Origin of the sequence: Arenibacter troitsensis, assembly GCF_900177645.1 — a bacterium.
In the GTDB taxonomy this organism is placed as follows: Bacteria; Bacteroidota; Bacteroidia; order Flavobacteriales; family Flavobacteriaceae; genus Arenibacter; species Arenibacter troitsensis.
Map to the genome: position 1 here is coordinate 45,218 of NZ_FXAO01000009.1, position 25,154 is coordinate 70,371.

The following is a 25,154-nucleotide window of genomic DNA, read 5'->3' on the forward strand; positions in this document are numbered from 1 at the left end:
GAACGTTCGGTTATTAACACTTATTATAAAACCATGAATTCAAATAATATAAAAAAGAGGAAATGGATTCACCTAATCTATTTGGCATTATTTATTAGCTGTACAAATAATACAATAGAAACAAAATAAATAATAAAAACTGAAAATAAAATGAATCAAATTAAATACAGAAATACAGTAGTTGATGGAGTTTCGATTGCTTATCGAGAAGTAGGGAATGTAGATAAACCAACAATTTTATTGTTACACGGTTACCCATCATCATCACATCAATACAGGAAAGTGCTTAATCAACTTGGGGATGAATTTCACCTAATAGCTCCAGATTATCCAGGTTTTGGTAATAGTGATTTTCCTTCTCCTGAAATATATGAATACACCTTTGATCATATAGCTCTAACCATGCAGTCATTTATTAGATTTAAAGGTTTAGACTCTTATGCAATAATGATGCAGGATTATGGGGCTCCTATCGGTTTCCGAATTGCAACTGCAGACCCAGAAAAAGTAACCGCAATTATTACTCAAAATGGGAACGCTTATGAAGAAGGTATTGGTGAAGCTTGGGCCGGTATTAAAGAATTTTGGAAAGACCGCAATGAACGTACCGAAAAAGCCTTGTTACCAGCCTTTACGCTAGAAGGTTTAAAATGGCAATATACCCACGGTACTAGAAATCCTGAAAACATCAATCCTGATACGTGGCATTTAGATTATTTAAGGATGTCACGTCCCAATGCACACAAAGTAAATTTAGATTTATGGTACGATTATCAAAGTAATTTAAAATTATATCCTAAATGGCAACAGTATTTAAGAGAGCACCAACCACCAACTCTAGTGGTCTGGGGTAAAAATGATGAATACTTTCCCGAAAGTGGTGCAAAAGCATTTAAGAAAGATGTCAAGAGAATAGATTATAATATTTATAATACTGGACATTTTGCTCTTGAAGAAAATGGAGATGAGATCATATCAAAAATACGAGATTTTATGAATGCTATTTAGTATTCCCAATGGCCTCAAATAAATTACTGTTGACAGCCTAAAATTCTATCAGTAACAGACCCTAACCCATTACAGACTACAAGCTTAAAATAAAAATAAAATGACAGCGGTTTTAAATAGAACATTATTACTCATATTAAGTATAGTTCAATTAATAAGTTTACAATCTTTAGCACAAGAAAAACAAAACCCATTTGTAACCAGAATCGGAGAGGTAGAAGTTATATCACTATCTGACGGCGTTGTGCCGACAGATGCTTATAAATTATTAAAAGAGGAACATTCAGGTCAAATCGACAGTCTACTCAATAAATTCCAGGTTGAAAACCCGGTTAATATTCAAGTCAATGCCTTTCTAATCCTGTTGGATAATAAAAAAATACTGATTGATGTCGGAGCGGGAGATTTTTTAAATATTGACTCGGCAGGAAAACTAATAGAGAGTTTAAAAATGGTGGGATACGAACCAAAAGATATTACAGATATACTACTAACTCATGTTCATGCGGATCACTCTGGAGGATTAGCGATTGATAATAACATTGTATTTCCAAATGCTATCATTCATTTAAACGAACTTGAATATAACTATTATACGGATATTAATAATCTTGATGGAATGAAAGGGATGGAACGATCTTTTTTTCTCAAAGAACAAGTTATCCTAGATTTGTATAAAGATAGAATAAAAACTTTTAAAGGTGCTAAAAGTATATTTCCCGAAATTAAAACTGTTCCCCTAGTAGGTCATACCCCTGGTCATACGGCTTACTTACTTAAAAGCAGACATAATAAAATATTGTTTTGGGGAGATATGGTACACATCAAAGAAATACAATTTGTATTTCCAAATCTTGAAGATATCTATGATATAGATATTGAAAAAGGAAAGAGACAACGACTAAAAGTATACAAAACCCTAACCCATAAAAAAATAACTGTTGCAGGAGCTCACATTAAGTTTCCAGGAATTGGTAAACTTAATAAAAGTGAACATAAATATGAATGGATACCTATCAAGTAATTTATTTGATATGCAGTTTTTTTGACGTAGTCATTATATATTACTTTAATACAGTTAACACTATCCATAATTCCTGCTTATAATTTTTCACCATTTAACAATCTCTAATAAATAATAAGTAAAAATCTTGCAACTATGAATAAACTAATAAACTATATCTTGGAGTTTGGGCAGTTAAACACACAACAAATTGAATTAATAAAACACAACGCTCACGAAATAACACTTGGGAAAGGAGCCTATTTTTCAGAAGCAGGTAAAATACCAAGACAAGTCGCATTCGTGATTAAAGGTGTTTTCAGAGGATGTTATTATAACAATAAAGGAGAAGAAATAACCCGCTGTTTTATCCAAGAAAACAGTATAATGTGTGATTATGTGAATTTTGAGGCCAATGCTGTTTCTTTGGATTACCTCCAGGCTTGCACCAATAGTTTGCTTATTGTTTTTTCAAAGGAAAATTGGGAAGAACTTTCACAAATTATTGTCGGATGGAACACTATTAAAAATAAAATGGTTCAAAGATGTATGTATCAAAAGTCCAGAAAAAATCCGGTAATTTCCCAAGATGCTACAACACGTTATTTGGACTTCATAGAAAATCACCCCTCACTTGTTAATCGTATTCCTTTAGCATACATTTCGTCTTATTTAGGTGTAACACAACAATCGTTGAGCCGTATTCGGAAAAGTCTAAGTTAAAAATGCTTTTTACCATTTGTTAAACAATCTTTTTTTAATCACTCTAATTTTGTTTCATCATTAAAAAAGAAATAAAATGAAGAGAGCATTAATTACAGGGGCCAACAAAGGTATTGGCTTTGCTACAGCAAAATTATTATTACAAAAAGGGTATTACGTTTATCTAGGAAGTAGAAATATCCTAAATGGAACTGCAGCTATTGAAAAATTGAAAACAGAAAATTTAACCAATGTTGAGCATATACAACTAGATGTAACAGATGACCATTCAGTCCATACAGCTTTCGAAGAAATCGCTAATAAAACAGAAGTTTTAGATCTTTTGATTAACAATGCCGGCATCAATGGTGGGAATGAACCATACAGTGCTTTAGAGGCCAAGTCAGAAGAATTTCAAACTGCATTTGATGTCAATGTTATCGGAACATCAAGAGTTAACAAAGTATTTATCAATTTACTCAAAAAATCAGAAGAACCCCGAATTGTAAATTTAAGCACAAGTGTTGGTTCTCTTACTTTGCAAAGCGATCCAAACTGGCCCGCATACCATTATGCAAAATATGCGGTGTATGCAATTTCTAAAGCTGCTTTGAATATGTACACAATTCATTTAGCTTACGAACTTCGCGATACAAATTTTAAAATAAATGCCGTTTGTCCAGGATTAACTGCTACAGATTTTACTTTTGGAAATGGTGGAGATGTGGAAACAGCAGCTAAAAGAGTTGTCAAATATGCAACAATTGATCAATATGGTCCAACGGGAAAATTCTTTAGTGAAGAAACAAATCCTGAAACCGAGGAAATAGCTTGGTAATTAAAATTAAACATAAGATTTTGTATAACCGTAGAGCTTATGTGCTTAATAAAGAACAATTATTACAAGTACCAGTCAGAACACAATTTGCATTTTGAACTTCGTAACCATTAGGAACTGAACACTCAACAGGAACTTGCAGACATTCAATCGTATCACACGACAAACAACGAAAATGAAAATGAGGTTGAATAACTTCTTGTGGATTCTCACATTTTTTACAAATGGCAAAATACTGTTTTCCGTCTTCTGCAACTATTTTGTGGACTATCCCGTCCTCACAAAACCTGTTCAATACTCTATAAATTGTAGCCCTATTGATTTCAATATCCAACTGCCTTTCAATAGCGTCTTGACTCAACGCATTTCTCGAATTCATTAATAAGTTTAGAACGGCCTCTTTTGTAGGTGTATTTCTTCGATTCATATTTTATTGCGAATAAGTTGCAATAATATAAAAAGATGGTATATTTGCCAAAAACACTATTGCGACCACTTCGCATTAAATTGTTTGTTTAATGGACAAAAGACAAATAATTAAACTATTAGGCGTATCAGGTTTTGTACTTACAATACCACAACCAATAACACTCTTTGCTCAAAACAATAACAATATGGATAAAAAAGAATTTGAAGTCATCATAATAGGTGGAAGTTATGCAGGACTTTCAGCAGCAATGGCATTAGGACGTTCACTTCGCAGGACCTTGGTCATTGACGCAGGTAAACCATGTAATCGGCAAACACCACATTCACATAATTTTTTAACTCAAGACGGAAGTACACCAAAGGAAATTTCTGAAATTGCCAAAAGTCAAGTAGCAAAATACGACAGCATTGAATTCTATGACGGACTTGCTGTTAGCGGTAAAAGAAACAATATAGGATTTGAAGTCACTACTTCAAAAGGCGATGTTTTTACAGCAAAGAAATTGGTTTTGGCAACAGGAGTTAAAGACCTAATGCCAGATATAAAAGGTTTTTCTGAATGTTGGGGAATCACAGTTGTGCATTGCCCATATTGTCACGGTTACGAAATAAGAAACAAGAAAACTGCCATAATTGCCACAGGAGAAAGAGCGTTTCACCTTGCATCTTTAGTAAACAATTTAACTCAAGAAATTACGATTATTACTTCGGGATCAAAAGACTTTGAAGTAAAGCAACTCGAAAAGTTAAAACAACACGATATTCAAATCATTGAAAAAGAAATTTCTGCAATAGAACATCATAATGGACAAATGGAAAAAATTGTATTCAAAGACGGTAGTTCGGAGCATTTTGAATCAGCTTATGCCTCTATTCCATTTGAGCAAAATTCAAATATACCCCAAGAATTAGGTTGTAAAATCACGGAAAACGGACACATTGAAGTGAATTTTATGCAGAAAACCAGTGAAGATGGCATATTTGCTTGTGGAGACAACAGCACAATGATGCGCTCTGTATCAATGGCAGTTAGCAGTGGTACTATCACAGGTGTAATGGTAAATCACGAATTGTCACAAGAAAATTTTTGATATGGTAGAAGTGTTTATGACCAACGTAAAATCAGAAATTCTATCAACTGAAATTCTACAATTTTTGGAAAATGGATATCCACAGCTAAAATTCAATTTTAACTTGGAAGATTTCAACAAACCATATCCTTGCGGTCATTCCATTTTAAGAATTGAAGGAAAAACGATCGATACATATTCAATAATCCAACAACTTAAAAGTAAAGGAATTGAATGTGAATTATTAGCAGATAAAATTTGTAGGTAGTATGGCAGAGTTTTGGGAAACAGCATTTACCGACAAACAAGAAATGTGGGGAATGGAACCTGCAAAATCTGCCCAATTGACAAAAGATTTTTTTGTAGAAAATGCCATAAAAAATATTCTCATCCCGGGAATTGGATATGGGCGAAATGCCCGACCATTCATCGAAAATGGAATAAAAGTAAGCGGAATTGAAATTTCAAAAACAGCCATCGCGTTAGCAAAAAAACATTATGGAAATGAAATGAACATTTTTCACGGCTCTGTAAAGAAAATGCCGTTTGAGCACAAAAAATATGACGGAATTTTTTGTTATGCCCTCATTCATTTATTGGACTGCCAAGAAAGAGAAAAACTGATACAAGACTGCTACAACCAATTGACAGAAAATGGATTTATGGTTTTTACCGCCATAACCAAAAAAACTCCTCAATTTGGAAAGGGTGAATTGATAAGTAAAGACCGTTACGAAATTCATAAAGGAGCAAAAATATTTTACTACGACCAAGCATCAGTTCATACGGAATTTAACAAGTATGGGCTTTTTGAAATTACAGAAGTAAATGAAAACCAACCAATGTATCTGATCAAATGCAAAAAGAAAAAAAATTACCACCCTCAACAGGAGGTATAATGAATTGCTGGCCGATTTCCCATGTGGAAATCCTCGCAATTAACTATCTTCGGTAAAGGCGGACAATTTCCGTTGGAAATGTCTGCAACTAATCATATACAAGACCTTTGTACTTCACTATAAAAAAAACGACCTAGACAAATATAATGGACTACCAAACATACGAACCACAGATTGACTTAAAATCACTTGTTAGTTGTTATTGGACTTTGGAAGTGCCTAAACAGTCTGATTCACAAAAACAACGAATAGTACCTGATGGCTGTATTGAAATGGCGTTTATTCTCGGAGATGACATAAAAAGATACACTTCCGAAAATGAATTTATACTTCAGCCTCGTGCTATGGTACTCGGACAAACCATTGAACCTTTTTACATTGAGCCAACAGGGTTTGTTAAAACATTCGCTGTCCGATTTTATCCTTATGGATTTGCAAACTTTGTTTCTGAACCAATTAGCAATTTGGCAAATAAGGAAACACCCATAAACCAACTTTTTGCACTAGAAAACGCAGATGATTTGGAGCAAAAAATAATCAATGCGAATAATACGGAAGAACGAATAAGTATTATTGAAAAATTTCTTTTGGATAAGCTTAATGACGAAAAAACGATTAATAAAATTGTAATAAACACCGTTGATTCCCTTCTATTATCAAACGGAAGTGCTTCGATAAATTCAATCCTTAAAGACGACTTGTCCAAGCGAAGACAACTCGAAAGAAACTTCAAAAGGCAAATTGGGATAAGCCCTAAACAATTGGGAAAGGTAATTCGATTACAAACCGCTTTAAAAATGTTGCTTGACCAAAAATCAGAAAACCTTACCGATATTGCCTATGAAAGTGAATATTTTGACCAAGCACACTTCATAAAGGACTTTAAGGAATTTACTGGAATAAACCCTAAAGAGTTTATCAGGCACGAAAATTTAGCTCTTTCCGCCCTTTTTTACAAATAGCATAAGGGTGTCGCATTTTTACAATTTCAAAGGATTTTCTACTGCTATTTTTGTTCCGTCAACAACAAACGGAAAATGAAAGACCTTATACTTATCTCAATTATTGCTTTGACTTTTGGAGGTGTATCCTGTAAAAATAAAGGGACTTCTGCTACCGAACCAAACGTAAATAAATATACAACAATCGATAAAGACAAGAATATGAAAAGTTTTATTTCACTTTTTGAAATTCCTGCAACGGATATTTCCCGAGCAATCAATTTTTATCAAACAATTTTGGACATTAAAATTGAAAAAATGGAAATGCCAGGAATGGATATGGGAATATTCCCTTATGATGGACAAATGGTTACAGGAGTTATAGTGAACAGCGAAGGGTACAGACCTTCGGCAGATGGAGTAACCATTTATCTAAATGGCGGTGACAATCTTCAACATATTCTTGACAAGGTTGATGAAAATGGTGGAAAAATCATCATTCCAAAAACCTCTCACGCAGATGGAAATGGATTTTTTGCTTTGTTCACGGATACAGAAGGAAATAAACTTGGACTAAATTCTCCAAATTAGGAGAAGAAAAGGGAACCCCTACAATAAATAAAAGCAATAGCGGTTCGGGTGCAAACTCGATCCGTTTTTGTGTTTAATTAGGTATATTGCTACACGTTTAAGCCGCTACTACTTTATACGGTACCGTTGTGTAAAACCTAAACCAAATAGGGGAATTGGAATCAACTTAAAAATAAAAAACCACCTAACACAATTTAATGAATACTCTTGTCGTAATTTTATTATTCGGTTCTCTTTTATTACTCTCATTTTTATTAATAGCGAACCCAGTAAATGTCAATAAGAAGGCGAATTTTTGGTTTGGACTAGTTCTATTTTTTTGGTCTTCTTTTTGGCTCGAAGAGATTCTTGTTTTGATACGTTTAGATATTCAGAGTAACCTATTTTGGCTACCTATTCGTTTTTTTCAATTTTTAACTCCCGTTGTATTTTATTATAGTATAGCGTATTACGCTAACCCAAATTTCAGATATGGAAGAAAGGATTTTATTCATTTTCTTTTCCCAATAATACTACTTATTGTTTTAATGGTTAACCAATTTTATAGCGACAACGCTAACCTATCATTAGTCTTAATTGCCTTGGTAATTATTCAGGCTTTTTATTTTATAGTCTTGTCTTATATCAAAATCCAAAAGCACAAACAAAGAATTCGATTGTTTTCATCAAATACGTTTCAAATCGATCTCAAATGGTTGGAGTTAATCATTCTTGCAATTTTCACCCTAGTTGCTTTTATTGGCATCTATAATTTATTATTCGTTGAAGCAGATTTAAACTTATTTGCAAATATTGTATCGTTATCAATTGTATACTTTATTGCATACAATTCACTTAAACAAAAAGAGATTTTCTTATTGGATGAAAATGAACGTAACCTTATTATTTCATCTGAAGAACAAACAGAAACAAATAAGAGAAAATTAATTACTGATGACGAATTAAAATCTCAAAAAGAGCATCTTATAAAACTAATGGATGATCAGAAACCTTATTTAGATTCTGAATTATCTCTTGCACAATTAGCTGAATTAATGAATTTTACACCGCATCAGCTTTCCTATTTAATTAATGCTGCGTTCGAAGAAAGTTTTTTTTGGTTTGTTAATAGGTATAGAGTTCAAAGAGTAAAAGAATTGCTTTTGGATAAGGAAAATGAACATTTGACCATACTTGGCATTGCATTTGAATCGGGCTTTAATTCAAAAACTTCGTTTAATACCACCTTCAAAAAGATTAGCGGACAAACTCCTTCAGAGTTTAAAAAAAATGGTGCAGCTTTATAAAATCGAACTCCAACATTTTTTTATACCTTTATTTTCAAGTACTTACAAAGTTTTAAAAACAAGTTCAGTTATATAACTTCGAACATAGGCACGAACATTCTAATCTAATTTTGTAGCTAACTTTAACTACAATTTAATTATGACTAGAAATATCTTACTACTAGTATTTTCGCTTTCATTATCAATTATAAACGCACAAGATATAACACAAAATATTAAAGGTTCAGTAATCGATAATTCATCCAAAGAAACTATACCTTTTGCTACAATAACAATAATCGGTACTGATCCGATTATAGGTACCACCTCTGATATGGATGGTAATTTTATTCTTAATAATGTTCCTATTGGCAGATATGATTTACAGATTTCTTACTTAGGTTATGAACCTATTATAGTGCCTGAAGTTATAGTTACTTCTGCTAAAGAAGTTGTTTTAACCATAGCCCTAACTGAAAGCGCATTCGCTCTAAGTGAAGTTGTTCTTAAACCAAAGCTTGTTAAAGCTAAACCTCTTAATGAAATGGCTTCAGTGAGTACACGTATGCTGAGTGTAGAAGAAGCCAATAGGTATGCAGGAGGATTTGATGACCCTGCACGTTTAGCTTCTTCCTTTCCTGGGGTAGCTAGTAGTGTTGGCAACAATGCCATTGTAATTAGAGGGAATGCCCCAAAATATTTACAATGGAAAATTGAAGGGGTGGAAGTTTCCAACCCAAATCATTTTGCTGATTTAGGATCTTTTGGTGGTGGCGGATTAACGGCTTTGAGCAGCAATTTGCTAGCCAATTCCGATTTTTTCACAGGAGCTTTTCCTGCTGAATACAATAACGCATTGTCCGGGGTTTTCGATATAAGAATGCGAAATGGTAATAGCACAGAATTTGAACATAGTTTTGAAATTGGAGCCATTGGAATGGACTTTGCATCGGAAGGACCTTTAAGCAAAAAAAACAACGCTTCTTATCTCGTAAATTATAGATATTCAACATTAGGTCTTGTTTCATCATTGTTGCCAGATGATGCTGATGGCACAAATTATCAAGATTTATCTTTTAAATTAACGCTACCTACTACAAAAGCTGGAATATTCTCTGTTTGGGGAATTGGATTAATAGACAAGTCCGGGTCAAAACCGGAAACTGAAACTGACAAACAAATTTATTATCAGGATATTGAAAAGCAAGATGTAAAACAGTATATGGGAGCTGTTGGTCTAAATCACAGGCTTGTTTTTGAAAATTCAGCATACTTGAACTCTACATTATCAATATCTGCCAATGGAATCGATTTAAAAACAGATAGGTTAGACGATACCTCACAATTACAACCTGAGAATGAAATAAACAATAAAAACTACAATATTACTTTCAAGTCTTTCATAAATAAAAAATTCAACTCAACACACACTAATAAAACAGGGATCATGGTAAGGAGTTTAGGATATGACCTAAATCTGAAAGAAAATCAAGGAGAACCTGAAATTGGTCTAAATTCATTAGTCGACGAAGATGGCTTTAGCTCTTTAGTATCGGCATTTTCAAGTTCCTCTATTTCATTAAAAAAATGGCAACTAAATATTGGCCTAAATTCTCAACTGTTTACATTGAATAACAGCTTTGCTCTTGAACCACGTTTAGGACTGAATTATCAACTGAACGATAATAATGAAATAAGTTTTGGATATGGATTACACAGTAGAATGGAACCGTTAAACATTTACCTTGCAAATACTGGCAATTCCAGGTCCAACCAAGCCAACAGAAATTTAGATTTTTCAAAAGCACATCATTTCGTAATGGCTTATGATTGGAATATTAATGAAAAATTGCATTTAAAAATAGAACCCTATTTTCAATATCTATTTAATATTCCTGTAATAGAAAACAGTACTGAATCACTTATTAATTTACAAAATGATTGGTTTATCAATGATACCTATGAAAATAATGGAAAAGGTAAAAATTATGGGCTCGATCTAACTTTAGAGCAATATGTAGATAATGGATTTTATTATTTGTTCTCCGGTTCTATATTCAATTCAGAATATAAAACAGACACTAATGTTTGGTACAATACCAGATTTAATAAAAATTACCTCCTTAATACGCTAGTTGGAAAAGAATTTAGAATTGGTAAGAAAAAACAAAGTTTACTTGGAATAAATTTAAAATTAAGCCTTCAAGGCGGTGACAGATATTCAAAAATTGATCCAACTGCTTCATTTATGGAGCAAGATGTTATTTACAATGAAACTACCCCTTTTACCGAGCAATCAAAGACATCTATCATATCCCATTTTACGATCAATTATGAATGGTATAAAAAGAAATCCACACAAAAATTATCTTTAAAAATACTTAATGCAACAAACTACAAAGACTTTCAAGGTCATAGATACAATATTAAGACCAATAAAGTGGAGGAATTCAGGGAAGCATTAATGATACCGAATATTAGCTACAAAATATCATTCTAAATATAAAGGTAGCGTACAACTCAGAATAAAATTAATAGCTAGTTCTCGGCTATATTCAAAAATCTTCCCACCGTATGCAATTTTAATTCCAAGATAAATATTAACCCGCAAAACAAATCTTAGTACAATGATTTATTATGGGTTACACCTGACCTATACCTTCTTTGTATCGAGAATATTCTGGAAAAAAATCCCTCTGCACAAAACAAATATCCAATATTGGAAAGAATTAAAAAAGGTCAAAACCCTATGACATAATCAGCGATTTTCATACCTTATTTTTGTAAAACAAGTAAATCCAGAAAGACCTAGACAATTTAAAATTAATAGTACTTAACAGAAATGCTATAACAACAATTATGGCAAAAACACTTAACGGTGAAAAATCAATAAAATACCAAAACACTACAAGGCTGGTTATCATTTCCGCGGCAGCAAGTGCATAACTCACAAACATAGCACCAAAAAAGAATCCGGTTTCCCTTTCAAATTTATAAGAACATACTGGACATCTGTGGTTCATTTCAGGAATATGCAATAATATAATATTCCCCCCGTCTCTGAAGATCTTTCCTTCTTTACAATTCGGACATTTACAATTCAAAGCATTAATAACCTTACCCAAAATATATTGATTTTAGACTTCAAAATTAACACGTTAAATGTCTTTTATTCATACATTATATTCGCCTAAATTTGTACTTTTAGGACATAAACTATGAAAATACCTGTTCTGGATATTAGTCAGTTTAAAGAATCCGCACCCCTTAATGGGGTGTACATTAATTCCTTTTCTGATCACTTACGGCGCAACAAAAATTTAATCAACAAACCCCATAGCCACAATTTCTATCTATGTGTACTCTTTACGGAAGGCACAGGTACACATGAAATTGACTTTAACACTTATAAAATAAATCCTGGCAAAGTTTTCTTTTTAAAACCAGGGCAAACACATTATTGGAAATTTGAGACACAACCTCAAGGATTCATCATTTTTCATTCCCAAGAATTTTATGAACTAAAGTTTTTGGAATATAAGCTACATATGTTCCCTTTTTATTATTCCTATCAGAACCCTCCTGTACTGGAACTAAAATCCAAAAAATTGAAAACACTACATCTTAATTTTAAGGAAGCATATACCGAATATCACCAAACTAACCTATTTAGAGAGTTGAAAATATTAAATTCGCTAAACAATATTTATATAGAATTAACAAGGGAATATACAGTTGGCATCAATTTAGAAAAACTCAAATCAAATCACTATTTCCACATACTTGAAAAATTGGAAAACTTAATCGATGTCAATTTTCACAAAGAAAAATTACCAAAGTTTTATGCTGATAAATTAAGTATAACCACAAAACATCTTAATAGAGTAGTGAAACAAACAATTAACAAAACAACTAGTCAATTGATTTCTGAAAGAACGATTCTAGAAGCAAAAAGATTGATTGTACATTCCCAAGATAATTTAGCCCAAATAGCATATACCCTCGAATTTACTGACTATGCCTATTTTTCAAAGTTTTTCAAATCCAGAACGGGCATGACACCCATGAATTTTCGCAAAAAGTATTTTTGACCATTTTGTCCTACGCACATTGCAGTAACCCGTTAAAAACTGTTCCGTCCCGATAAATTACCAGACCTCCTGGAGATAATAAATCAATTAAAATTACATACACACAAAGCCCATGGGCTAGGAAAACTTAAAAAACTGTGGTTTATAGCCCCTGAAAGGTAGTGTTGACCAAGTTGATATATGCACTTTACTCCAATTCGGAGGTTAACAGGGTGAACAAGGACGAGTAATATAAAACCTAGGCGTAGATAACAGTTCGAAAGGATAATAAAAAAGGGGTTTTTGGAAAAGCTAATCATACGTTTCCATAAAAAAAATTCATGAAGATGATAGTTTATATAGCAAATAAAAGCTCAAAATATACAACCCCCGTTATATCCATTGAAGCAATTTTAGACCATACCCAGTATTGAAGACGCAATCATATTAAATAAAAAAGAGGACGCACCCCTACGTCCTCTTTTAAACTGTAAAAATAGATTTGTTTAATAACCTATTATGCAAGTCTTAACTTATATGCAACAAATATAGCATTTAATTGGGCTCAAAAGGTTCTCATTAAAAAAGAAAATTGACTCTATCGTTAAACAACAGCTTTTTTTACCTATTGCAAATACGTTTAAAATTCAAATTAATTTTACGATTATTCTATGATTGTCCGTAAATTTATGTTGAAGGTATTTTAAATATTTGATTTTGAACAATTTATTTATATTAAGGATACAATCGTATTTTTTGGAACAAAAGATCCTGACCAAAAAAGAATTGATTGAGCGAATATTAGAAGATTACCCTCAAATGAAGATAAGTTCTATTCTGGTCTATATCTCCGAATTGAAAAACCAGGGAATTTTAGAAAATCCATCTAGGGGTATTTACACCTTAAAATATAATAAGTGATTTACTGGAGTAATCCTTTTCAAAATGGAAATTGAAAAAGGCCAATAAAATCCATAAGTATTATAGATCTAGTTATTAAAATTTAATCTCTCTCTCAACATTTCCATATCTTCACTTACCTTGCTATCCAATATTTTAACATAATGTTACTTGGTTTTCAGCTACTTATCACCCAACATCTTACTTACGGATTCATTAGAAACACCATTGGTTAAGGTTACGGTCGTGGCAAATGTATGCCTGGTTAAATGGAAGGTAAGATTTTTATTAATGTCACAGAGATCGACTATCTCCTTAATAAAGGCATTTATTTTTTGATTCCTCAACACAGGAAATAGTCTGGCTCTATTTAGAACGGCTAGAAGCTCCGTATATTTATCGATAATTGCCTGTGCAGATGGCCAAATGGGTATATTACTCCTAGTGCCCGTTTTTGGATCTTTTTATTTTTATCCATTTTTCACCGGCTATACCCTAGACAACATTGTCATTAATTAACTTTTTTACGTTTGCATAGGCCAAAGTTTTTTGGTCATCAATTATCGGCCCATGTTTCAAAAGACATTGTGGGGTTGGATTATAGTGGTTTGGTCGATAATGTCCATGTTCCAATTCCCATTTCGGATGTATTTTAGGTAATGAGGAATTTGAACAAGTCAAAACAAAATTATTGGCTAACGAAGTAGAGTTTATCATTAAGCCTAAAATAGGATACAAAGGGTTAAAGGGAGAACAACAAACCATGTTCGTTCTAAACTATAGTAATAATCCAATTGAATTCAAGAGTTTTAGAAAAAACCGAGAAATATTTTAAAGGATTATAAGAAGGTTACGGATTCATCACCTGCGACCTGCACCAGACAAGTATATTGACCGACAAATGAAAGGTGGCTTACAATTTGTGGTGGAATATTACTTAATATTGGCATAATTTTGGGTGTATCCATTCTGATGATGATATTGCTCATCATCGCTGGAAAATTTCGTAAGAACTTGATCAAAGAATTATTATATGAAAAAGAATTACATTTTAGTTTCAACCCTTTTGTTTATGGTGGTTATCGTTTCATGTACTGCAACTAAAAATGGGAGTAATAATAACCTTTACAATTCCATATGGGAATTGGAGTATATATCAGGAACACGGATCGCTTTTGATGGCCTATATCCGGACAAGAAGCCGGTAATTTCATTTAACAAAACCACAGGGAAGATTACGGGCAATAACAGCTGTAACGGTTATTCCGCCGATTTTAAAATTGATGGTAATAGCATCACCATAGGCGAACCTGGACCTTCAACATTAATGTATTGTGGTGATGGCGAACCTCAGTTTCTGAATATGATGAAAAAAATAAATGCCTTTAGCTTGGACAAGGAAGGTAGGCTAAATTTATTGATTGGAGAAATACCAATGATGAGATTCAAAAAAATAAAATAATAGACCATTGTGTTCAAATCATCTGGATAATAGTTGGAACATATTTATTTCCACATTTAAAATATGAATTTTTGCTAAAAGCAAATCTAAATAGATAGCCTTAAGGCATGTGGATGGATAAATATTGCATCTGCCACAAGTAAATAACCGACTTCAAACACGTCTTGGACATTTTGGTAATTTCGTAATCAGAAAGAAAATTGTTGAACCAACAGAGCGGCCAATATGGGTTAGGATCCAAGAGCAATGCTTTTATGAAACCAACACTAAAAGAACTAGGGATGTTGAATTTCATGGATTCTGTTTTATTTTATCATTTTAAGGTCTTTAATGTCGATGGATGACAAGTTATTTGGACAACTTGCCAGTACTGACTTCTTATTGCGATTCTTATTCTATACATTAAATTAACAGTATAAAAAGTGGTCCATCTTGTACTAATACCGTTTTCCCTTGCAACCAAAAATATGTACAGTGGCGTTTCCTAAAGACTGTGCCTTCCAATTACAATTATTATGGATATTCTCAATAAAAAAAAGGAATACAATTTTCTTTCTTGAAACATTTGGTATAGCTTAGAATTTTAAATTTTAATCGTACATTTATCAACACAAAAGCACGGGGTGCCTGGTAAAAGCCAAGCTGAGATAATACCCGAGACCTGATTTGGATAATGCCAACGTAGGGATGCAAGCTAAGATATTTCATTTTAGGCTCCATTCATTGGTTACCCCAAAGAATGGAGTTTTTGTTTTAAATAATATAAAATGAAAATAGAAAAAGCAACTTCAGAACTTATTCCCAAGGAAGATCAAAACTGGCAGAACAGGCCAGAATGGTTTTTTAACAGAGAACATACAGACACCTATGAACAATGGTATGAAGGTAGGTACAAGCGTGCTGAAATATGGCAAAAAAAGGTAATGGAACAATTGGTTTCAAAAGACAAACGTGTTAAAACCCTATTGGAGTTTGGCTGTGGTACAACCCGTTTTACACGCTGGTGGAAGGAGATTGGCATAGAGGCTACTGGTGGTGATATATCACCACTAATGCTCTCCCAAGCCGTAGAACTATTTGAAGGTGATCTTGTTATGGCCGACTCACACTATATGCCATTTAAGGACCATACGTTTGATTCGCTTGCATTCATTACCACATTTGAATATTACAAGAACCCTGTTCAAGTAATTCGCGAAGCCGCACGCGTTGGAAAATATGGAATAGCTATGGGAATGATGAACAGAAATTCGACCAAGGTAGTTAGAAGAAGAATACAAGAAGTATTTGGCATGAATCCTTTCTATTTGACCGCGACCTTTTATACACCTGAAAAACTCTCAAAAATTATTGAAGAGGCACTTCGAGGACGCGATTATTCCATTGAATGGACGTGTACAGGCCTACCAAAATGGTTTCCGATCCAACAATGGAGTCTACCCTTAGGGGACTTTTTTGGCTTGTATATCAAATTAAACGACGTAAAATAATGGGTGATAAACTAGGCAAAATAGACCCACATGTATTTGAGCAGTTTATTAGTACTAAATGTGGTTTTAATAGAGAGGAAGTAAGTGTAGGTCCTAATTTTGGTGTTGATGCATCCATAGTAGATTTACCCGGAACTATGGCGATGGCCATGACCAGTGACCCTCTGACCTTACTTCCAAGTCTAGGTTTGGAAGAGTCCGCTTGGCTATCCGTGCAATTAATGGCAAATGACATGGCAACCACGGGATATGCACCTATGTATGGGCAGTTTGTTCTAAATCTTCCGAGTACTTTTTCGAAATCCGATTTTCAAAAATATTGGGATTATATCCACATCTTTTGCTCAAAAATAGGCATTGCCATTACCGGGGGGCATACAGGTTTTATTGAAGGCCAAAATTCTACCATCGCAGGCGGTGGGACATTTGTCAGTATTGCTCCTAAAACTAAAATACTGGTTTCTAAATATGCAAAACCCGGCGATGTGATATTAGTTACCAAATCATGTGCTATTTCTTCGACGGCCATACTTGCTATGTGTTTCCCTGAAACGGTTACTAACAAACTTGGTTCCGAAATACAACAACAGGCATGCGCTACTTTTTATCAAACTTCTTCCCTTGAGGACGCCCTATCAGCAGTAGGTCAGAACCGTGAACATAATGATGTAACCGCCATGCACGATGTTACGGAAGGCGGTGTCTTGGGTGCCATATATGAATTGGCAACCGCCTCGAACAATGGTGCAATCATTTATAACGACAAACTACCTATAGGCATTCTACAAAGTGAAGTTTGTAAATTGTTTTCGTTGGATCCGCGGTACTGTATTGGAGCAGGTTCAATGATCATCACCTGTAAGCAGGGTAGTGCAAAAAAAGTTATCAATCGTTTGGCCAGGGAAAATATTTTCTGCTCAGAAGTGGGAAAAATAGCCCATAGGGAGCAGGGTATCAAACTCGTTACCAATAATATAGCCAATGATCTATTGTACAATGAGAACGACCCTTACTGGGCGGCCTTTTTCAAAGCACTTAATTCAGGATGGAAGTAAGGGGGAAAGCGAAAAGAAACATGGGTTCTGGAATCTATTTAATTGTCGACCCGGCAATGGATGAATCGATTCTCATGAATAAATTAAATTTATGTTTGAGTGAAAAATTAGCCGCAGTTCAAATTTGGGACAATTTTAAAGTCAACCAAAACATAATTGACCTGATCAATAAGATTTGTGAACAATGCCATGCTAAAAATATTCCAGTATTGATAAACAATAGATGGGAACTGCTCAATAATTCGTTATTGGATGGTGTACATTTTGACGATATTCCCAAGGATTACACATCTATAGTAGGAAGTGTAATCCATCCTTTTATTAGTGGAATTACATGCAACAACGATTTAACACATGTAGAATGGGCAAGAAGGAACAAGCTCGATTATATTTCATTCTGTTCCATTTTCCCTTCACAAACGGCCAACAGTTGTGAAATTGTAGATTTTAAAACCATTCATAAAGCGTCAAAAAATTACGGTTTACCTATCTATTTAGCTGGTGGAATCAAACCTGAAAACATTCATCGACTAGATGGGCTAAAATATACGGGAATTGCAGTAGTGTCGGGAATTATGAGCAGCGATGCCCCCAACGAATCCATTAAAAAATATGCCCACAAATTAAATAACATATGAAAAAAGAAACAATCGATAAACTTTGTTGTCCGTTTGACAAAGGGGACCTTGGCCTCACAGAAATCACAAAAGATGTAGATGATAATATTTTGGAAGGCTTTTTAGTATGCTCATCCTGCAAAAGGTTGTATCCAATCGTAAAAGGAATACCAATTATGAGTCCTGACGAATTCCGTGAGTTTAAGCTTGAACGACCACTAATTGAAAAATGGCACAAACATCTTAAAGGTTTGAAGTTTGAAAACTTTCGTCTAACCGAACCTGAACAAATAGAAAATTAGATCGGAGTTATTCTTGGAAAACCATATTGCAAATAACTTATTGCCGTAGAATTGAAATCAGCTTAAAGTTACATGCTAAAATATCGGGGGTAATACCCCGATATTTAAGTGCTCCTTATAGGCCCCTTTAATTTAGACGTTGTAAAGAGCCTCGGCGAGTTCTGTCTTTTTATGTCTGCTAAGAGGTATCTGTCTACCAACTACTTCCACTGTTTTACTGTTGAACTTTTCAACTTTTTCCAGATTAACGATATAGGATTTGTGGATTCTCAAAAAGCTATCCTTTGGTAACTTTTGTTCAAAAGATTTCATGGTGGAAAGAATAACAACATTGCCTTCATTCGTTACCAATTTAATATAATCGCCAAGAGCTTCGACCCAATTAATATCGTTTAGAACAACTTTGCGCTGTCTAAGGTTGCTTTTTACGAAGATATACTCCTCTTCCTCATCCATTTGATTAATCTGCTCAAATTTGGCCACGGCCCTTTTTACGGAGGCATCAAATCGAGCTAGGGAAATGGGCTTATAAAGATAATCGGTTACGTTGTAATCGAAAGCCTTGAGTGCGTAATCGGGATTACCGGTAATCAGAATTACCTGTGGTGGGTTTTCCAAAGATTCCAGAAGGTCAAAACCATTGATGATGGGCATTTCCACATCTAGGAAAATAAGATCTATTTCGTTATTTTTTAGACCATTTTTTGCCTCAATGGCATTACTATATTCGGCTACCATAGCTAAGTTCGGATGATTGTCCACTAATCTGGCCATGGTAGTTCGCTGCATGAACGAATCGTCCACTATTATACATCTCAATTTCATAATCTGGGGGATAAATTGATTAATAAAAAGTTCAAGGTACCCAAATGACATACCTGAGCACAATAAATGATGACAACCCTTTATTATATGTTGTGAATTGATACTTATGGGTAGTTAATTATCCAGGGCTGTATATTCAAATACTTGATTTAATTAAATCATTGAAAAAACTAAAAAATGGAATGGTCTGGGGTAATCGATGAATTGTGCTAAATTTGATATTAGATGAACCCATTAAAATGCAAAAACTGTTCGAACATATTAACAAATACACTTCAATTGACAATAATGAGTTTCAGGAGATTGCCAAATACTTTGATTTGAAAACTGTCAAAAAAAAAGAACTGCTTTACGAACCCGGTAACAAATCCCTGGACCACTATTTTGTTTTAAGCGGGTGTCTTCAATTGTATATTATTGATGAGAAGGGAACCGAGCATACTTTACAATTTGCCATAGAGAATTGGTGGATTACGGATTATTTGGCCTATCACAACAATATGCGTTCAGAGTGTTATATCCAAGGAGTTAAAGCTTCGGCCATACTTCACTTAACACATAATAACGAAAGAGAATTACTTAGACGGTTTCCTAAAATGGAAACTTATTTCAGAAAGATATATCAAACAGCTTATGGTGCCTCACTTAATCGGATAAAGTATCTTTTTATTTATTCAAAAGAAGAAATCTATTTTAGGTTTAAAGAGGCCTTTCCTGATTTTGTTAACAATGTACCTCAATATCTAGTAGCAAGTTTTTTAGGCTTATCGCCAGAATATGTAAGCAAATTAAATAAAAAAGATATTTCTTGAACCAGTTCAAGAATATTTATGGCGAAATCCAGGACCTTTGAACCCTTAATGGAATACTATGAAAAAGTCGATAATAGTAGTAGGGGGAGGTTTTGCAGGCTTGGAATTGATAAAAAGGATCGGAAATTCACCTAATTACCAAACCATATTGGTAGATGCCAATAATTATAATTTCTTTCCGCCCTTGATCTATCAGGTCTCTACCGGGTTTATGGAACCATCGGCCATTAGTTACCCCTATAGAAAAATATTGAGGAACTTTAAGAATGTTCGCTTTAGGCTTGGAAGTTTATTGGAAGTGGTTCCCAATGAAAACAAAGTAATGTTGAGCAATGGAGAGTTGCACTATGATATATTGGTTATGGCCACAGGTACTGAAAGTAATTACTTCGGTAATAAGAACATTGAAAAGTATAGTTTACCAATGAAAACCATAAGTGATGCGTTAACTCTTAGAAACACCATTCTTACTAGGCTGGACAGGGCAACAAGACACCATGACAAAGAAGAACGAAAAAAATTATTGACATTTGTTATCGCTGGAGCCGGACCTACAGGAGTTGAACTCTCAGGCATTTTAGCAGAGATGAAGACCTCTATTTTGAAGAAAGATTATCCGGAATTGAGTGAAAGTGATTTAGGAAAAATATATTTAATAGATGGTCAAAGTACAGTTTTGAATACCATGTCAAAAAACTCCCAAAGCTATACCTACTCCAAGCTAAATGAATTGGGTGTAGAAATAAAGCTGAACTGTTTGGTTAATGATTTTAAGGAAGACATTGTTTTACTGTCCGATGGTACTACAATAGAATCCAAAAATCTAATCTGGGCGGCCGGGGTAACTGCAAAGGCTTTCAATGGTTTCTCCATGGACAGTTTTGGAAAGGGAAAAAGATTAAAAACCAACTCTTTCAATTTGGTCAACGGCTACGATAATATTTATGCATTGGGCGATTGTGCGTTGGTCCAAGGAGATATTGGCTATCCTGAAGGCCATCCCCAATTGGCCCAACCCGCAATTCAACAGGCCAAGAATTTGGCCTTTAATTTAGAGAGGGACAAAAGCCCATGGACTCCTTTCAAGTACAGGGACAAAGGGTCATTGGCAATTATTGGAAGAAATAAGGCAGTTTTTGACTTGCCAAAGGAAAGGTTTTTTATAAAAGGATTTATAGCCTGGTTAATTTGGATCTTCGTGCATATTATGGGGTTGGTTAATTTTAAAAATAGGTTTCGCACATTCATTAACTGGATCGGGTACTACCTGTATAAGGATCAGTATTTTAGAATGATCATCAAACCAAACGATAAAAAATAATACCTTAAGGACTTATGGAAAAGTATAATCTAATATTAGTTGCATTGTTGGTTTTTTTCGGAAGTTGCAAAATGGACCAATCAAAAAATAGTGCCAAAACTGGACATTTACCAGACCTGAGCATTACCACGGACACTTTGACGAAACACTTAAAGCCCTTCAAAAAGGAGTTGCCAACTATAGGACTGCTGATGTTCAATGGCGTCCTGCAGAGTGAAGTCATTGCCACTTCTGATGTTTTTGCCAAACCAAGTATAGAAGGAAATCAGCTGTATAATGTAATAACCATTGCTGAAAATGCCGACCCAATAACATCAGAGGAAGGAATACGGTTTTTACCAGATTACACCTTTGAAAACTGCCCACAACTTACGGCCTTGTTTGTTCCAAGTGCCTATGACATGTACGCTCAAGTTCATAATGAAAAAATTGTAAGTTTTATAAAGGAAAAAAATAGGGAAACGCTATATACCGTAAGCAATTGTGCTGGAGCACAATTGATCGGCAAATCCGGTATTGCAGATGGACATAAAATTGTTACCTGGATCGGAGGGGGCACACAATTGCAGAAGGATTACCCTAATCTAAAGGTACAGAACGACAGTTCGGTGACCTTTGTAGAGGACGGAAAATTCAGCTCCTCGAACGGTAATTTGGCAAGCTATATATCGGCCTTAAATCTTTTGGAGAAAATGTCCGGTCCAGAGCATAGAGAGTTTGTTGAAGGATATCTATATCTTGATCGACTTCAAAATTGGAAAGATTAGGTATTACTTTTGTCTCCATGTTCAACAGCATAACCTAATCCATGATCGTGCTACCGCGACATAAATATTTGGTCTACTGCAAAGTTATCCAACGGTTTTTCAAAATAGCCCTTGACCAAAGAATGATCTTTAGCGCGCTTACGGTCCATTGAATTGGAAAATGCTGAAACGATATAAATTTCGAACGGGGCAATATTTCCTCGAATTTTTTCCAGTTCCTGCAGAAAGTGCCACCCTGTAAGTACTGGCAAGCCTAAGTCCAATAAAACCTTTTCCGGAAACTCCAATTTACCATCCATACATTCCTTTAGGGCGGTCAAAGCCTCTTCAACGGAATAGTAAGTACTAATCCTATTGTTGGGGTACGCTTGGCCTATCTTATACTTAATGGCAAATTGTGATACCATATCATCATCAATTATCCACAAGGTTTCTTCTCCCATATTAATCTAAAATACCTTAATATATGTCATCAACAATTAACATCCGGATGTAAGATCGGTCTTTACCAAATTAATCTCCGATTTCATTTAATAATCCAAAATAATCCCTGAAATAATGACTACTATTTATTTGTTTCAAAATAAGGACTGTCAAGCCTCAACTCAATAAAAACTCGCTGAACTGTTTGAGTATCTGGTTTATTGGTTCATGACACATAGATTTTTAAATGGCACAATTCCAAACTTGAAAATTGTGAAGTCATCCCAAAAAATTAGAGAGGATTTGGCAACAAAGCTCAAAAGTGAAAAGGGAAGAGACATTAATTGTGATGGTAGCGCTGAAGTCGTTAACGAACTACTCAAAAATGACCTCATAGATGAACTTACTATTTCCGTTGTGCCCATTCTGGTAGGCAATGGTACGAGACTAATTAAGAAAGGTAGGCCAGAGCAGCTTCTGGAATTTATAAGTGCCAAAACATTTGAAACAGGATTAACCCAGTTGTATTACAAGCATAAAACAAAGTATTAACTACAAGTCTACTAAGGCCATAATAGAGTTTAAACAAAAGTGGGACTAGGAAGGCCATTGGACAATAATGGGGTAGGGGCACTTATAACTGTTAGCCTCCAAATTAAAACCAGGGCAAAGAAAGATTTATTAAATTGAACCTATTAAAGAGATATGATTAATGGATTATATCCAATTGATGTATACTATATCCAAACCCAAATAAATGAAAAGAATTTTAATGATACTTGGAATTGGTTTTCTGATTTTAAGCTGTTCACAAAGAATTAAGGATAAAGCGAGTATCAGAGCATTGCTTGTCCGCTATAAGCAGTGGCTGTGACTTTGCCTTGAGCGATAGTTTAGTCTTTAAGCCATCGGCAATGTTCAGAATGGTAGAAGGTTCACCAATATCATTGGAGTTAACAGGGGCACTTGCAATTCATGATAGGTTCGAGATCGGGGACAGCATATAGGTTTGATGAAAGTGTTGGTGGTTTTTTTATATTTAAAGCCACTAAGGGAATACATTTAGGTTATGCCTATGAGGCCGTCTTGGAAAATACCATAGCCTATTCCAATAACGGTAGCCATGAAATACTAATGAAGCTACATTTATAATTTTAAAATTATAATGAACCATGATGCAACAAAGAGGCTATCTAAAAAGGCAGTCTCTTTTTTTTTGGCTTGCATTTTATAGGCAGAAAAATGAATCTTCCAACCATTGAACCGAATTATGAAGAAATTAACCGTTACTGAATTCAGAGTAATATTGGAGAGAGGCTTACGTTTTAAACTAATATTACCCAACAAAATCCGCAAGTATTTTAGCTTCGTACAAAAAAAGGGGCCATCGTTTTAGAACCTTTGTGGTTTGTCAAAAATGAATATTAATGAAGACTAGTTGGTTACTTCTCTTACAAAGCATTATTAGGGCCCTTTAAAATTCGTAACCGACCCAATACAGGCTTCGAACTGCGCTATTTTCCTTATTGTCCATTTGTGTACACCTGTAGGGAAGTTTTGCCAATTGAGGGGGATTTCTTGCCTAACCTTCGCCCAATCCCTTGAGATAAATTTGCACTTTAATCTTAAATATTCAATTATGAAAAAAGTAGAAAGCAAACAGGATTTTGATAATTTAATAGCTCAGAAGAAACCCGTGTTATTAGATTTTTACGCAGACTGGTGTCCTCCATGTCAGGCACTATTACCAATCGTTGAAAAACTCTCTGAAGAGTATAAAGGAAGTGTTGAAATTCAAAAAGTAAATATCGATGAAAACAAGGAATTAGCGTCACAATTTCAAGTGAGAAGTATTCCTTCCTTATTCTTTATTAAGAACGAACAAATAGTAGATAGAGTAGTTGGACTGACATCTGATGCTGTACTAAGGGAAAAATTAACAAAAATTATTAATTAAAACACGTAATATGAAAATAGTTGGCAATTTAAAATTATTGATTTTGGGAATATTGAACCTGCATGAGAAAATAACACATGATTCCAATGGTACTAAGAATTATTGTGATGGACATGCACATCATGATTTTTATTGTCCCGATAAAATGTCCTATGTCTTAGTAGAACAAGCCAGGAAAGGGGTATAGGTTAAAATTCATTATTATTTAATAGGTTTGGTCCGGGAAGTTGCTTAGACATAGTATTCCTTATCCAATTCAAAATGGGTTTTCAAAATTCTATTCCTATAATATCAGATTAGGCCAAAAGTTCCAATTCTTTGGAGTTGGCCAATTTGGGGAATTATGTCATGAAGGCTTTACAAATACAATAAAAATTTTACAATAGGCTCCTATTCTTAAAGTTAGA

General features: G+C 34.2%; 27 protein-coding genes and 1 riboswitch. Of the genes, 23 read left to right on the forward strand and 4 right to left on the reverse strand.

What is annotated here, in order from left to right:
- The first annotated feature begins 150 nt into the window (after nt 1-150).
- The 4 genes from B9Y87_RS18140 to B9Y87_RS18155 all read left to right on the forward strand — a co-directional run bounded on the left by B9Y87_RS18140 (nt 151) and on the right by B9Y87_RS18155 (nt 3,551).
- Nucleotides 151-1,008, forward strand: coding sequence for an alpha/beta fold hydrolase (locus tag B9Y87_RS18140; RefSeq protein WP_085500387.1), 858 nt, complete (start codon nt 151-153; stop codon nt 1,006-1,008).
- 100 nt (nt 1,009-1,108) lie between these two features.
- Complete coding sequence (locus B9Y87_RS18145) at nt 1,109-2,032, forward strand: MBL fold metallo-hydrolase (protein ID WP_085500388.1); 924 nt, start codon at nt 1,109-1,111, stop codon at nt 2,030-2,032.
- Nucleotides 2,033-2,167: 135 nt separating this feature from the next.
- Complete coding sequence (locus B9Y87_RS18150) at nt 2,168-2,734, forward strand: Crp/Fnr family transcriptional regulator (RefSeq protein ID WP_085500389.1); 567 nt, start codon at nt 2,168-2,170, stop codon at nt 2,732-2,734.
- A 76-nt stretch (nt 2,735-2,810) separates the two neighbouring features.
- Nucleotides 2,811-3,551 (forward strand): SDR family NAD(P)-dependent oxidoreductase, encoded by a 741-nt coding sequence (locus B9Y87_RS18155; protein ID WP_085500390.1) that lies wholly within the window; start codon nt 2,811-2,813, stop codon nt 3,549-3,551.
- A 37-nt stretch (nt 3,552-3,588) separates the two neighbouring features.
- On the opposite strand, the gene B9Y87_RS18160 is transcribed toward B9Y87_RS18155, so the two are convergent.
- Nucleotides 3,589-3,978 carry a Fur family transcriptional regulator gene (locus tag B9Y87_RS18160; protein ID WP_085500391.1) on the reverse strand — a complete coding sequence of 130 codons (390 nt, stop codon included), beginning with the start codon at nt 3,976-3,978 and terminating at the stop codon, nt 3,589-3,591.
- A gap of 91 nt (nt 3,979-4,069) precedes the next feature.
- On the opposite strand from B9Y87_RS18160, the gene B9Y87_RS18165 reads away from it, so the two are divergent.
- The 6 genes from B9Y87_RS18165 (at nt 4,070) to B9Y87_RS18195 (ending at nt 11,246) form a co-directional block, all read left to right on the forward strand.
- A complete protein-coding gene (locus B9Y87_RS18165) occupies nt 4,070-5,071 on the forward strand; it encodes an NAD(P)/FAD-dependent oxidoreductase (protein WP_085500392.1) in 1,002 nt (333 codons plus the stop codon).
- A gap of 323 nt (nt 5,072-5,394) precedes the next feature.
- Complete coding sequence (locus B9Y87_RS18175; protein WP_317045138.1) at nt 5,395-5,949, forward strand: class I SAM-dependent methyltransferase; 555 nt, start codon at nt 5,395-5,397, stop codon at nt 5,947-5,949.
- A gap of 146 nt (nt 5,950-6,095) precedes the next feature.
- Nucleotides 6,096-6,911, forward strand: a complete 816-nt coding sequence (locus B9Y87_RS18180; protein WP_085500395.1) for an AraC family transcriptional regulator — start codon at nt 6,096-6,098, stop codon at nt 6,909-6,911.
- Nucleotides 6,912-6,986: 75 nt separating this feature from the next.
- Nucleotides 6,987-7,481 (forward strand): VOC family protein, encoded by a 495-nt coding sequence (locus tag B9Y87_RS18185; protein WP_085500396.1) that lies wholly within the window; start codon nt 6,987-6,989, stop codon nt 7,479-7,481.
- Nucleotides 7,482-7,678: 197 nt separating this feature from the next.
- A complete protein-coding gene (locus tag B9Y87_RS18190) occupies nt 7,679-8,767 on the forward strand; it encodes a helix-turn-helix domain-containing protein (RefSeq protein WP_085500397.1) in 1,089 nt (362 codons plus the stop codon).
- A 139-nt stretch (nt 8,768-8,906) separates the two neighbouring features.
- Complete coding sequence (locus B9Y87_RS18195) at nt 8,907-11,246, forward strand: TonB-dependent receptor (protein ID WP_085500398.1); 2,340 nt, start codon at nt 8,907-8,909, stop codon at nt 11,244-11,246.
- A gap of 268 nt (nt 11,247-11,514) precedes the next feature.
- Here B9Y87_RS18195 and B9Y87_RS18200 read toward each other — a convergent pair whose 3' ends face one another.
- Entirely contained in the window at nt 11,515-11,769 is a 255-nt protein-coding gene (locus tag B9Y87_RS18200) for a DUF983 domain-containing protein (protein ID WP_245808753.1), read from the reverse strand.
- 195 nt (nt 11,770-11,964) lie between these two features.
- On the opposite strand from B9Y87_RS18200, the gene B9Y87_RS18205 reads away from it, so the two are divergent.
- The 6 genes from B9Y87_RS18205 (at nt 11,965) to B9Y87_RS18240 (ending at nt 18,642) form a co-directional block, all read left to right on the forward strand.
- A complete protein-coding gene (locus tag B9Y87_RS18205) occupies nt 11,965-12,837 on the forward strand; it encodes an AraC family transcriptional regulator (RefSeq protein ID WP_085500400.1) in 873 nt (290 codons plus the stop codon).
- A gap of 1,912 nt (nt 12,838-14,749) precedes the next feature.
- Nucleotides 14,750-15,178 carry an META domain-containing protein gene (locus B9Y87_RS18220; RefSeq protein WP_085500403.1) on the forward strand — a complete coding sequence of 143 codons (429 nt, stop codon included), beginning with the start codon at nt 14,750-14,752 and terminating at the stop codon, nt 15,176-15,178.
- Nucleotides 15,179-15,787: 609 nt separating this feature from the next.
- Nucleotides 15,788-15,883: riboswitch (TPP riboswitch) on the forward strand.
- Between the two features lie 62 nt (nt 15,884-15,945).
- Nucleotides 15,946-16,668 carry a class I SAM-dependent methyltransferase gene (locus B9Y87_RS18225; RefSeq protein WP_085500404.1) on the forward strand — a complete coding sequence of 241 codons (723 nt, stop codon included), beginning with the start codon at nt 15,946-15,948 and terminating at the stop codon, nt 16,666-16,668.
- Complete coding sequence (locus tag B9Y87_RS18230) at nt 16,668-17,723, forward strand: AIR synthase family protein (protein ID WP_085500405.1); 1,056 nt, start codon at nt 16,668-16,670, stop codon at nt 17,721-17,723. The genes B9Y87_RS18225 and B9Y87_RS18230 overlap by 1 nt, the downstream gene beginning before the upstream one ends.
- Nucleotides 17,724-17,743: 20 nt before the next feature.
- Nucleotides 17,744-18,361: a thiamine phosphate synthase gene (locus B9Y87_RS18235; protein WP_217807540.1), complete on the forward strand. Its 618-nt coding sequence runs from the start codon at nt 17,744-17,746 to the stop codon at nt 18,359-18,361.
- Nucleotides 18,358-18,642: a Trm112 family protein gene (locus B9Y87_RS18240; RefSeq protein WP_085500407.1), complete on the forward strand. Its 285-nt coding sequence runs from the start codon at nt 18,358-18,360 to the stop codon at nt 18,640-18,642. Before B9Y87_RS18235 ends, B9Y87_RS18240 begins: the two co-directional genes overlap by 4 nt.
- A 132-nt stretch (nt 18,643-18,774) precedes the next feature.
- On the opposite strand, the gene B9Y87_RS18245 is transcribed toward B9Y87_RS18240, so the two are convergent.
- Nucleotides 18,775-19,467: a LytR/AlgR family response regulator transcription factor gene (locus tag B9Y87_RS18245; protein ID WP_085500488.1), complete on the reverse strand. Its 693-nt coding sequence runs from the start codon at nt 19,465-19,467 to the stop codon at nt 18,775-18,777.
- A gap of 239 nt (nt 19,468-19,706) precedes the next feature.
- Between B9Y87_RS18245 and B9Y87_RS18250 the strand changes: the two genes are divergently transcribed.
- From B9Y87_RS18250 to B9Y87_RS18260, 3 genes are all read left to right on the forward strand, one after another.
- A complete protein-coding gene (locus tag B9Y87_RS18250; RefSeq protein ID WP_085500408.1) occupies nt 19,707-20,279 on the forward strand; it encodes a Crp/Fnr family transcriptional regulator in 573 nt (190 codons plus the stop codon).
- 58 nt (nt 20,280-20,337) lie between these two features.
- The gene (locus B9Y87_RS18255; protein WP_085500409.1) at nt 20,338-21,600 is read left to right on the forward strand and encodes an NAD(P)/FAD-dependent oxidoreductase; all 1,263 of its coding nucleotides are present in this window, start codon (nt 20,338-20,340) and stop codon (nt 21,598-21,600) included.
- Nucleotides 21,601-21,671: 71 nt separating this feature from the next.
- Nucleotides 21,672-22,367: a DJ-1/PfpI family protein gene (locus tag B9Y87_RS18260; RefSeq protein WP_245808743.1), complete on the forward strand. Its 696-nt coding sequence runs from the start codon at nt 21,672-21,674 to the stop codon at nt 22,365-22,367.
- Nucleotides 22,368-22,417: 50 nt separating this feature from the next.
- Here the strand turns inward: B9Y87_RS18260 and B9Y87_RS18265 are convergent, their stop codons facing one another.
- Entirely contained in the window at nt 22,418-22,810 is a 393-nt protein-coding gene (locus B9Y87_RS18265; RefSeq protein ID WP_085500411.1) for a response regulator, read from the reverse strand.
- A 253-nt stretch (nt 22,811-23,063) separates the two neighbouring features.
- On the opposite strand from B9Y87_RS18265, the gene B9Y87_RS18270 reads away from it, so the two are divergent.
- The 4 genes from B9Y87_RS18270 to B9Y87_RS22020 all read left to right on the forward strand — a co-directional run bounded on the left by B9Y87_RS18270 (nt 23,064) and on the right by B9Y87_RS22020 (nt 24,934).
- Complete coding sequence (locus tag B9Y87_RS18270) at nt 23,064-23,342, forward strand: dihydrofolate reductase family protein (RefSeq protein ID WP_245808744.1); 279 nt, start codon at nt 23,064-23,066, stop codon at nt 23,340-23,342.
- 423 nt (nt 23,343-23,765) lie between these two features.
- A complete protein-coding gene (locus tag B9Y87_RS18275; RefSeq protein ID WP_085500413.1) occupies nt 23,766-23,942 on the forward strand; it encodes a type IX secretion system membrane protein PorP/SprF in 177 nt (58 codons plus the stop codon).
- Nucleotides 23,943-24,429: 487 nt separating this feature from the next.
- The gene (gene trxA / locus B9Y87_RS18285) at nt 24,430-24,747 is read left to right on the forward strand and encodes a thioredoxin (RefSeq protein ID WP_085500415.1); all 318 of its coding nucleotides are present in this window, start codon (nt 24,430-24,432) and stop codon (nt 24,745-24,747) included.
- Between the two features lie 10 nt (nt 24,748-24,757).
- On the forward strand, nt 24,758-24,934 hold the full coding sequence (locus tag B9Y87_RS22020; RefSeq protein ID WP_176225670.1) for a hypothetical protein: 177 nt from the start codon (nt 24,758-24,760) through the stop codon (nt 24,932-24,934).
- Nucleotides 24,935-25,154: the final 220 nt, after the last annotated feature.

Coding starts and splice junctions, on each gene's coding strand:
- B9Y87_RS18140 (WP_085500387.1), top strand. CDS start 151: ATGAATCAAATTAAATACAGAAATACAGTAGTTGATGGAGTTTCGATT.
- B9Y87_RS18145 (WP_085500388.1), top strand. CDS start 1,109: ATGACAGCGGTTTTAAATAGAACATTATTACTCATATTAAGTATAGTT.
- B9Y87_RS18150 (WP_085500389.1), top strand. CDS start 2,168: ATGAATAAACTAATAAACTATATCTTGGAGTTTGGGCAGTTAAACACA.
- B9Y87_RS18155 (WP_085500390.1), top strand. CDS start 2,811: ATGAAGAGAGCATTAATTACAGGGGCCAACAAAGGTATTGGCTTTGCT.
- B9Y87_RS18160 (WP_085500391.1), bottom strand. CDS start 3,978: ATGAATCGAAGAAATACACCTACAAAAGAGGCCGTTCTAAACTTATTA.
- B9Y87_RS18165 (WP_085500392.1), top strand. CDS start 4,070: ATGGACAAAAGACAAATAATTAAACTATTAGGCGTATCAGGTTTTGTA.
- B9Y87_RS18180 (WP_085500395.1), top strand. CDS start 6,096: ATGGACTACCAAACATACGAACCACAGATTGACTTAAAATCACTTGTT.
- B9Y87_RS18185 (WP_085500396.1), top strand. CDS start 6,987: ATGAAAGACCTTATACTTATCTCAATTATTGCTTTGACTTTTGGAGGT.
- B9Y87_RS18190 (WP_085500397.1), top strand. CDS start 7,679: ATGAATACTCTTGTCGTAATTTTATTATTCGGTTCTCTTTTATTACTC.
- B9Y87_RS18195 (WP_085500398.1), top strand. CDS start 8,907: ATGACTAGAAATATCTTACTACTAGTATTTTCGCTTTCATTATCAATT.
- B9Y87_RS18200 (WP_245808753.1), bottom strand. CDS start 11,769: ATGAACCACAGATGTCCAGTATGTTCTTATAAATTTGAAAGGGAAACC.
- B9Y87_RS18205 (WP_085500400.1), top strand. CDS start 11,965: ATGAAAATACCTGTTCTGGATATTAGTCAGTTTAAAGAATCCGCACCC.
- B9Y87_RS18220 (WP_085500403.1), top strand. CDS start 14,750: ATGAAAAAGAATTACATTTTAGTTTCAACCCTTTTGTTTATGGTGGTT.
- B9Y87_RS18225 (WP_085500404.1), top strand. CDS start 15,946: ATGAAAATAGAAAAAGCAACTTCAGAACTTATTCCCAAGGAAGATCAA.
- B9Y87_RS18230 (WP_085500405.1), top strand. CDS start 16,668: ATGGGTGATAAACTAGGCAAAATAGACCCACATGTATTTGAGCAGTTT.
- B9Y87_RS18235 (WP_217807540.1), top strand. CDS start 17,744: ATGGGTTCTGGAATCTATTTAATTGTCGACCCGGCAATGGATGAATCG.
- B9Y87_RS18240 (WP_085500407.1), top strand. CDS start 18,358: ATGAAAAAAGAAACAATCGATAAACTTTGTTGTCCGTTTGACAAAGGG.
- B9Y87_RS18245 (WP_085500488.1), bottom strand. CDS start 19,467: ATGAAATTGAGATGTATAATAGTGGACGATTCGTTCATGCAGCGAACT.
- B9Y87_RS18250 (WP_085500408.1), top strand. CDS start 19,707: ATGCAAAAACTGTTCGAACATATTAACAAATACACTTCAATTGACAAT.
- B9Y87_RS18255 (WP_085500409.1), top strand. CDS start 20,338: ATGAAAAAGTCGATAATAGTAGTAGGGGGAGGTTTTGCAGGCTTGGAA.
- B9Y87_RS18260 (WP_245808743.1), top strand. CDS start 21,672: ATGGACCAATCAAAAAATAGTGCCAAAACTGGACATTTACCAGACCTG.
- B9Y87_RS18265 (WP_085500411.1), bottom strand. CDS start 22,810: ATGGGAGAAGAAACCTTGTGGATAATTGATGATGATATGGTATCACAA.
- B9Y87_RS18275 (WP_085500413.1), top strand. CDS start 23,766: ATGATAGGTTCGAGATCGGGGACAGCATATAGGTTTGATGAAAGTGTT.
- trxA (WP_085500415.1), top strand. CDS start 24,430: ATGAAAAAAGTAGAAAGCAAACAGGATTTTGATAATTTAATAGCTCAG.
- B9Y87_RS22020 (WP_176225670.1), top strand. CDS start 24,758: ATGAAAATAGTTGGCAATTTAAAATTATTGATTTTGGGAATATTGAAC.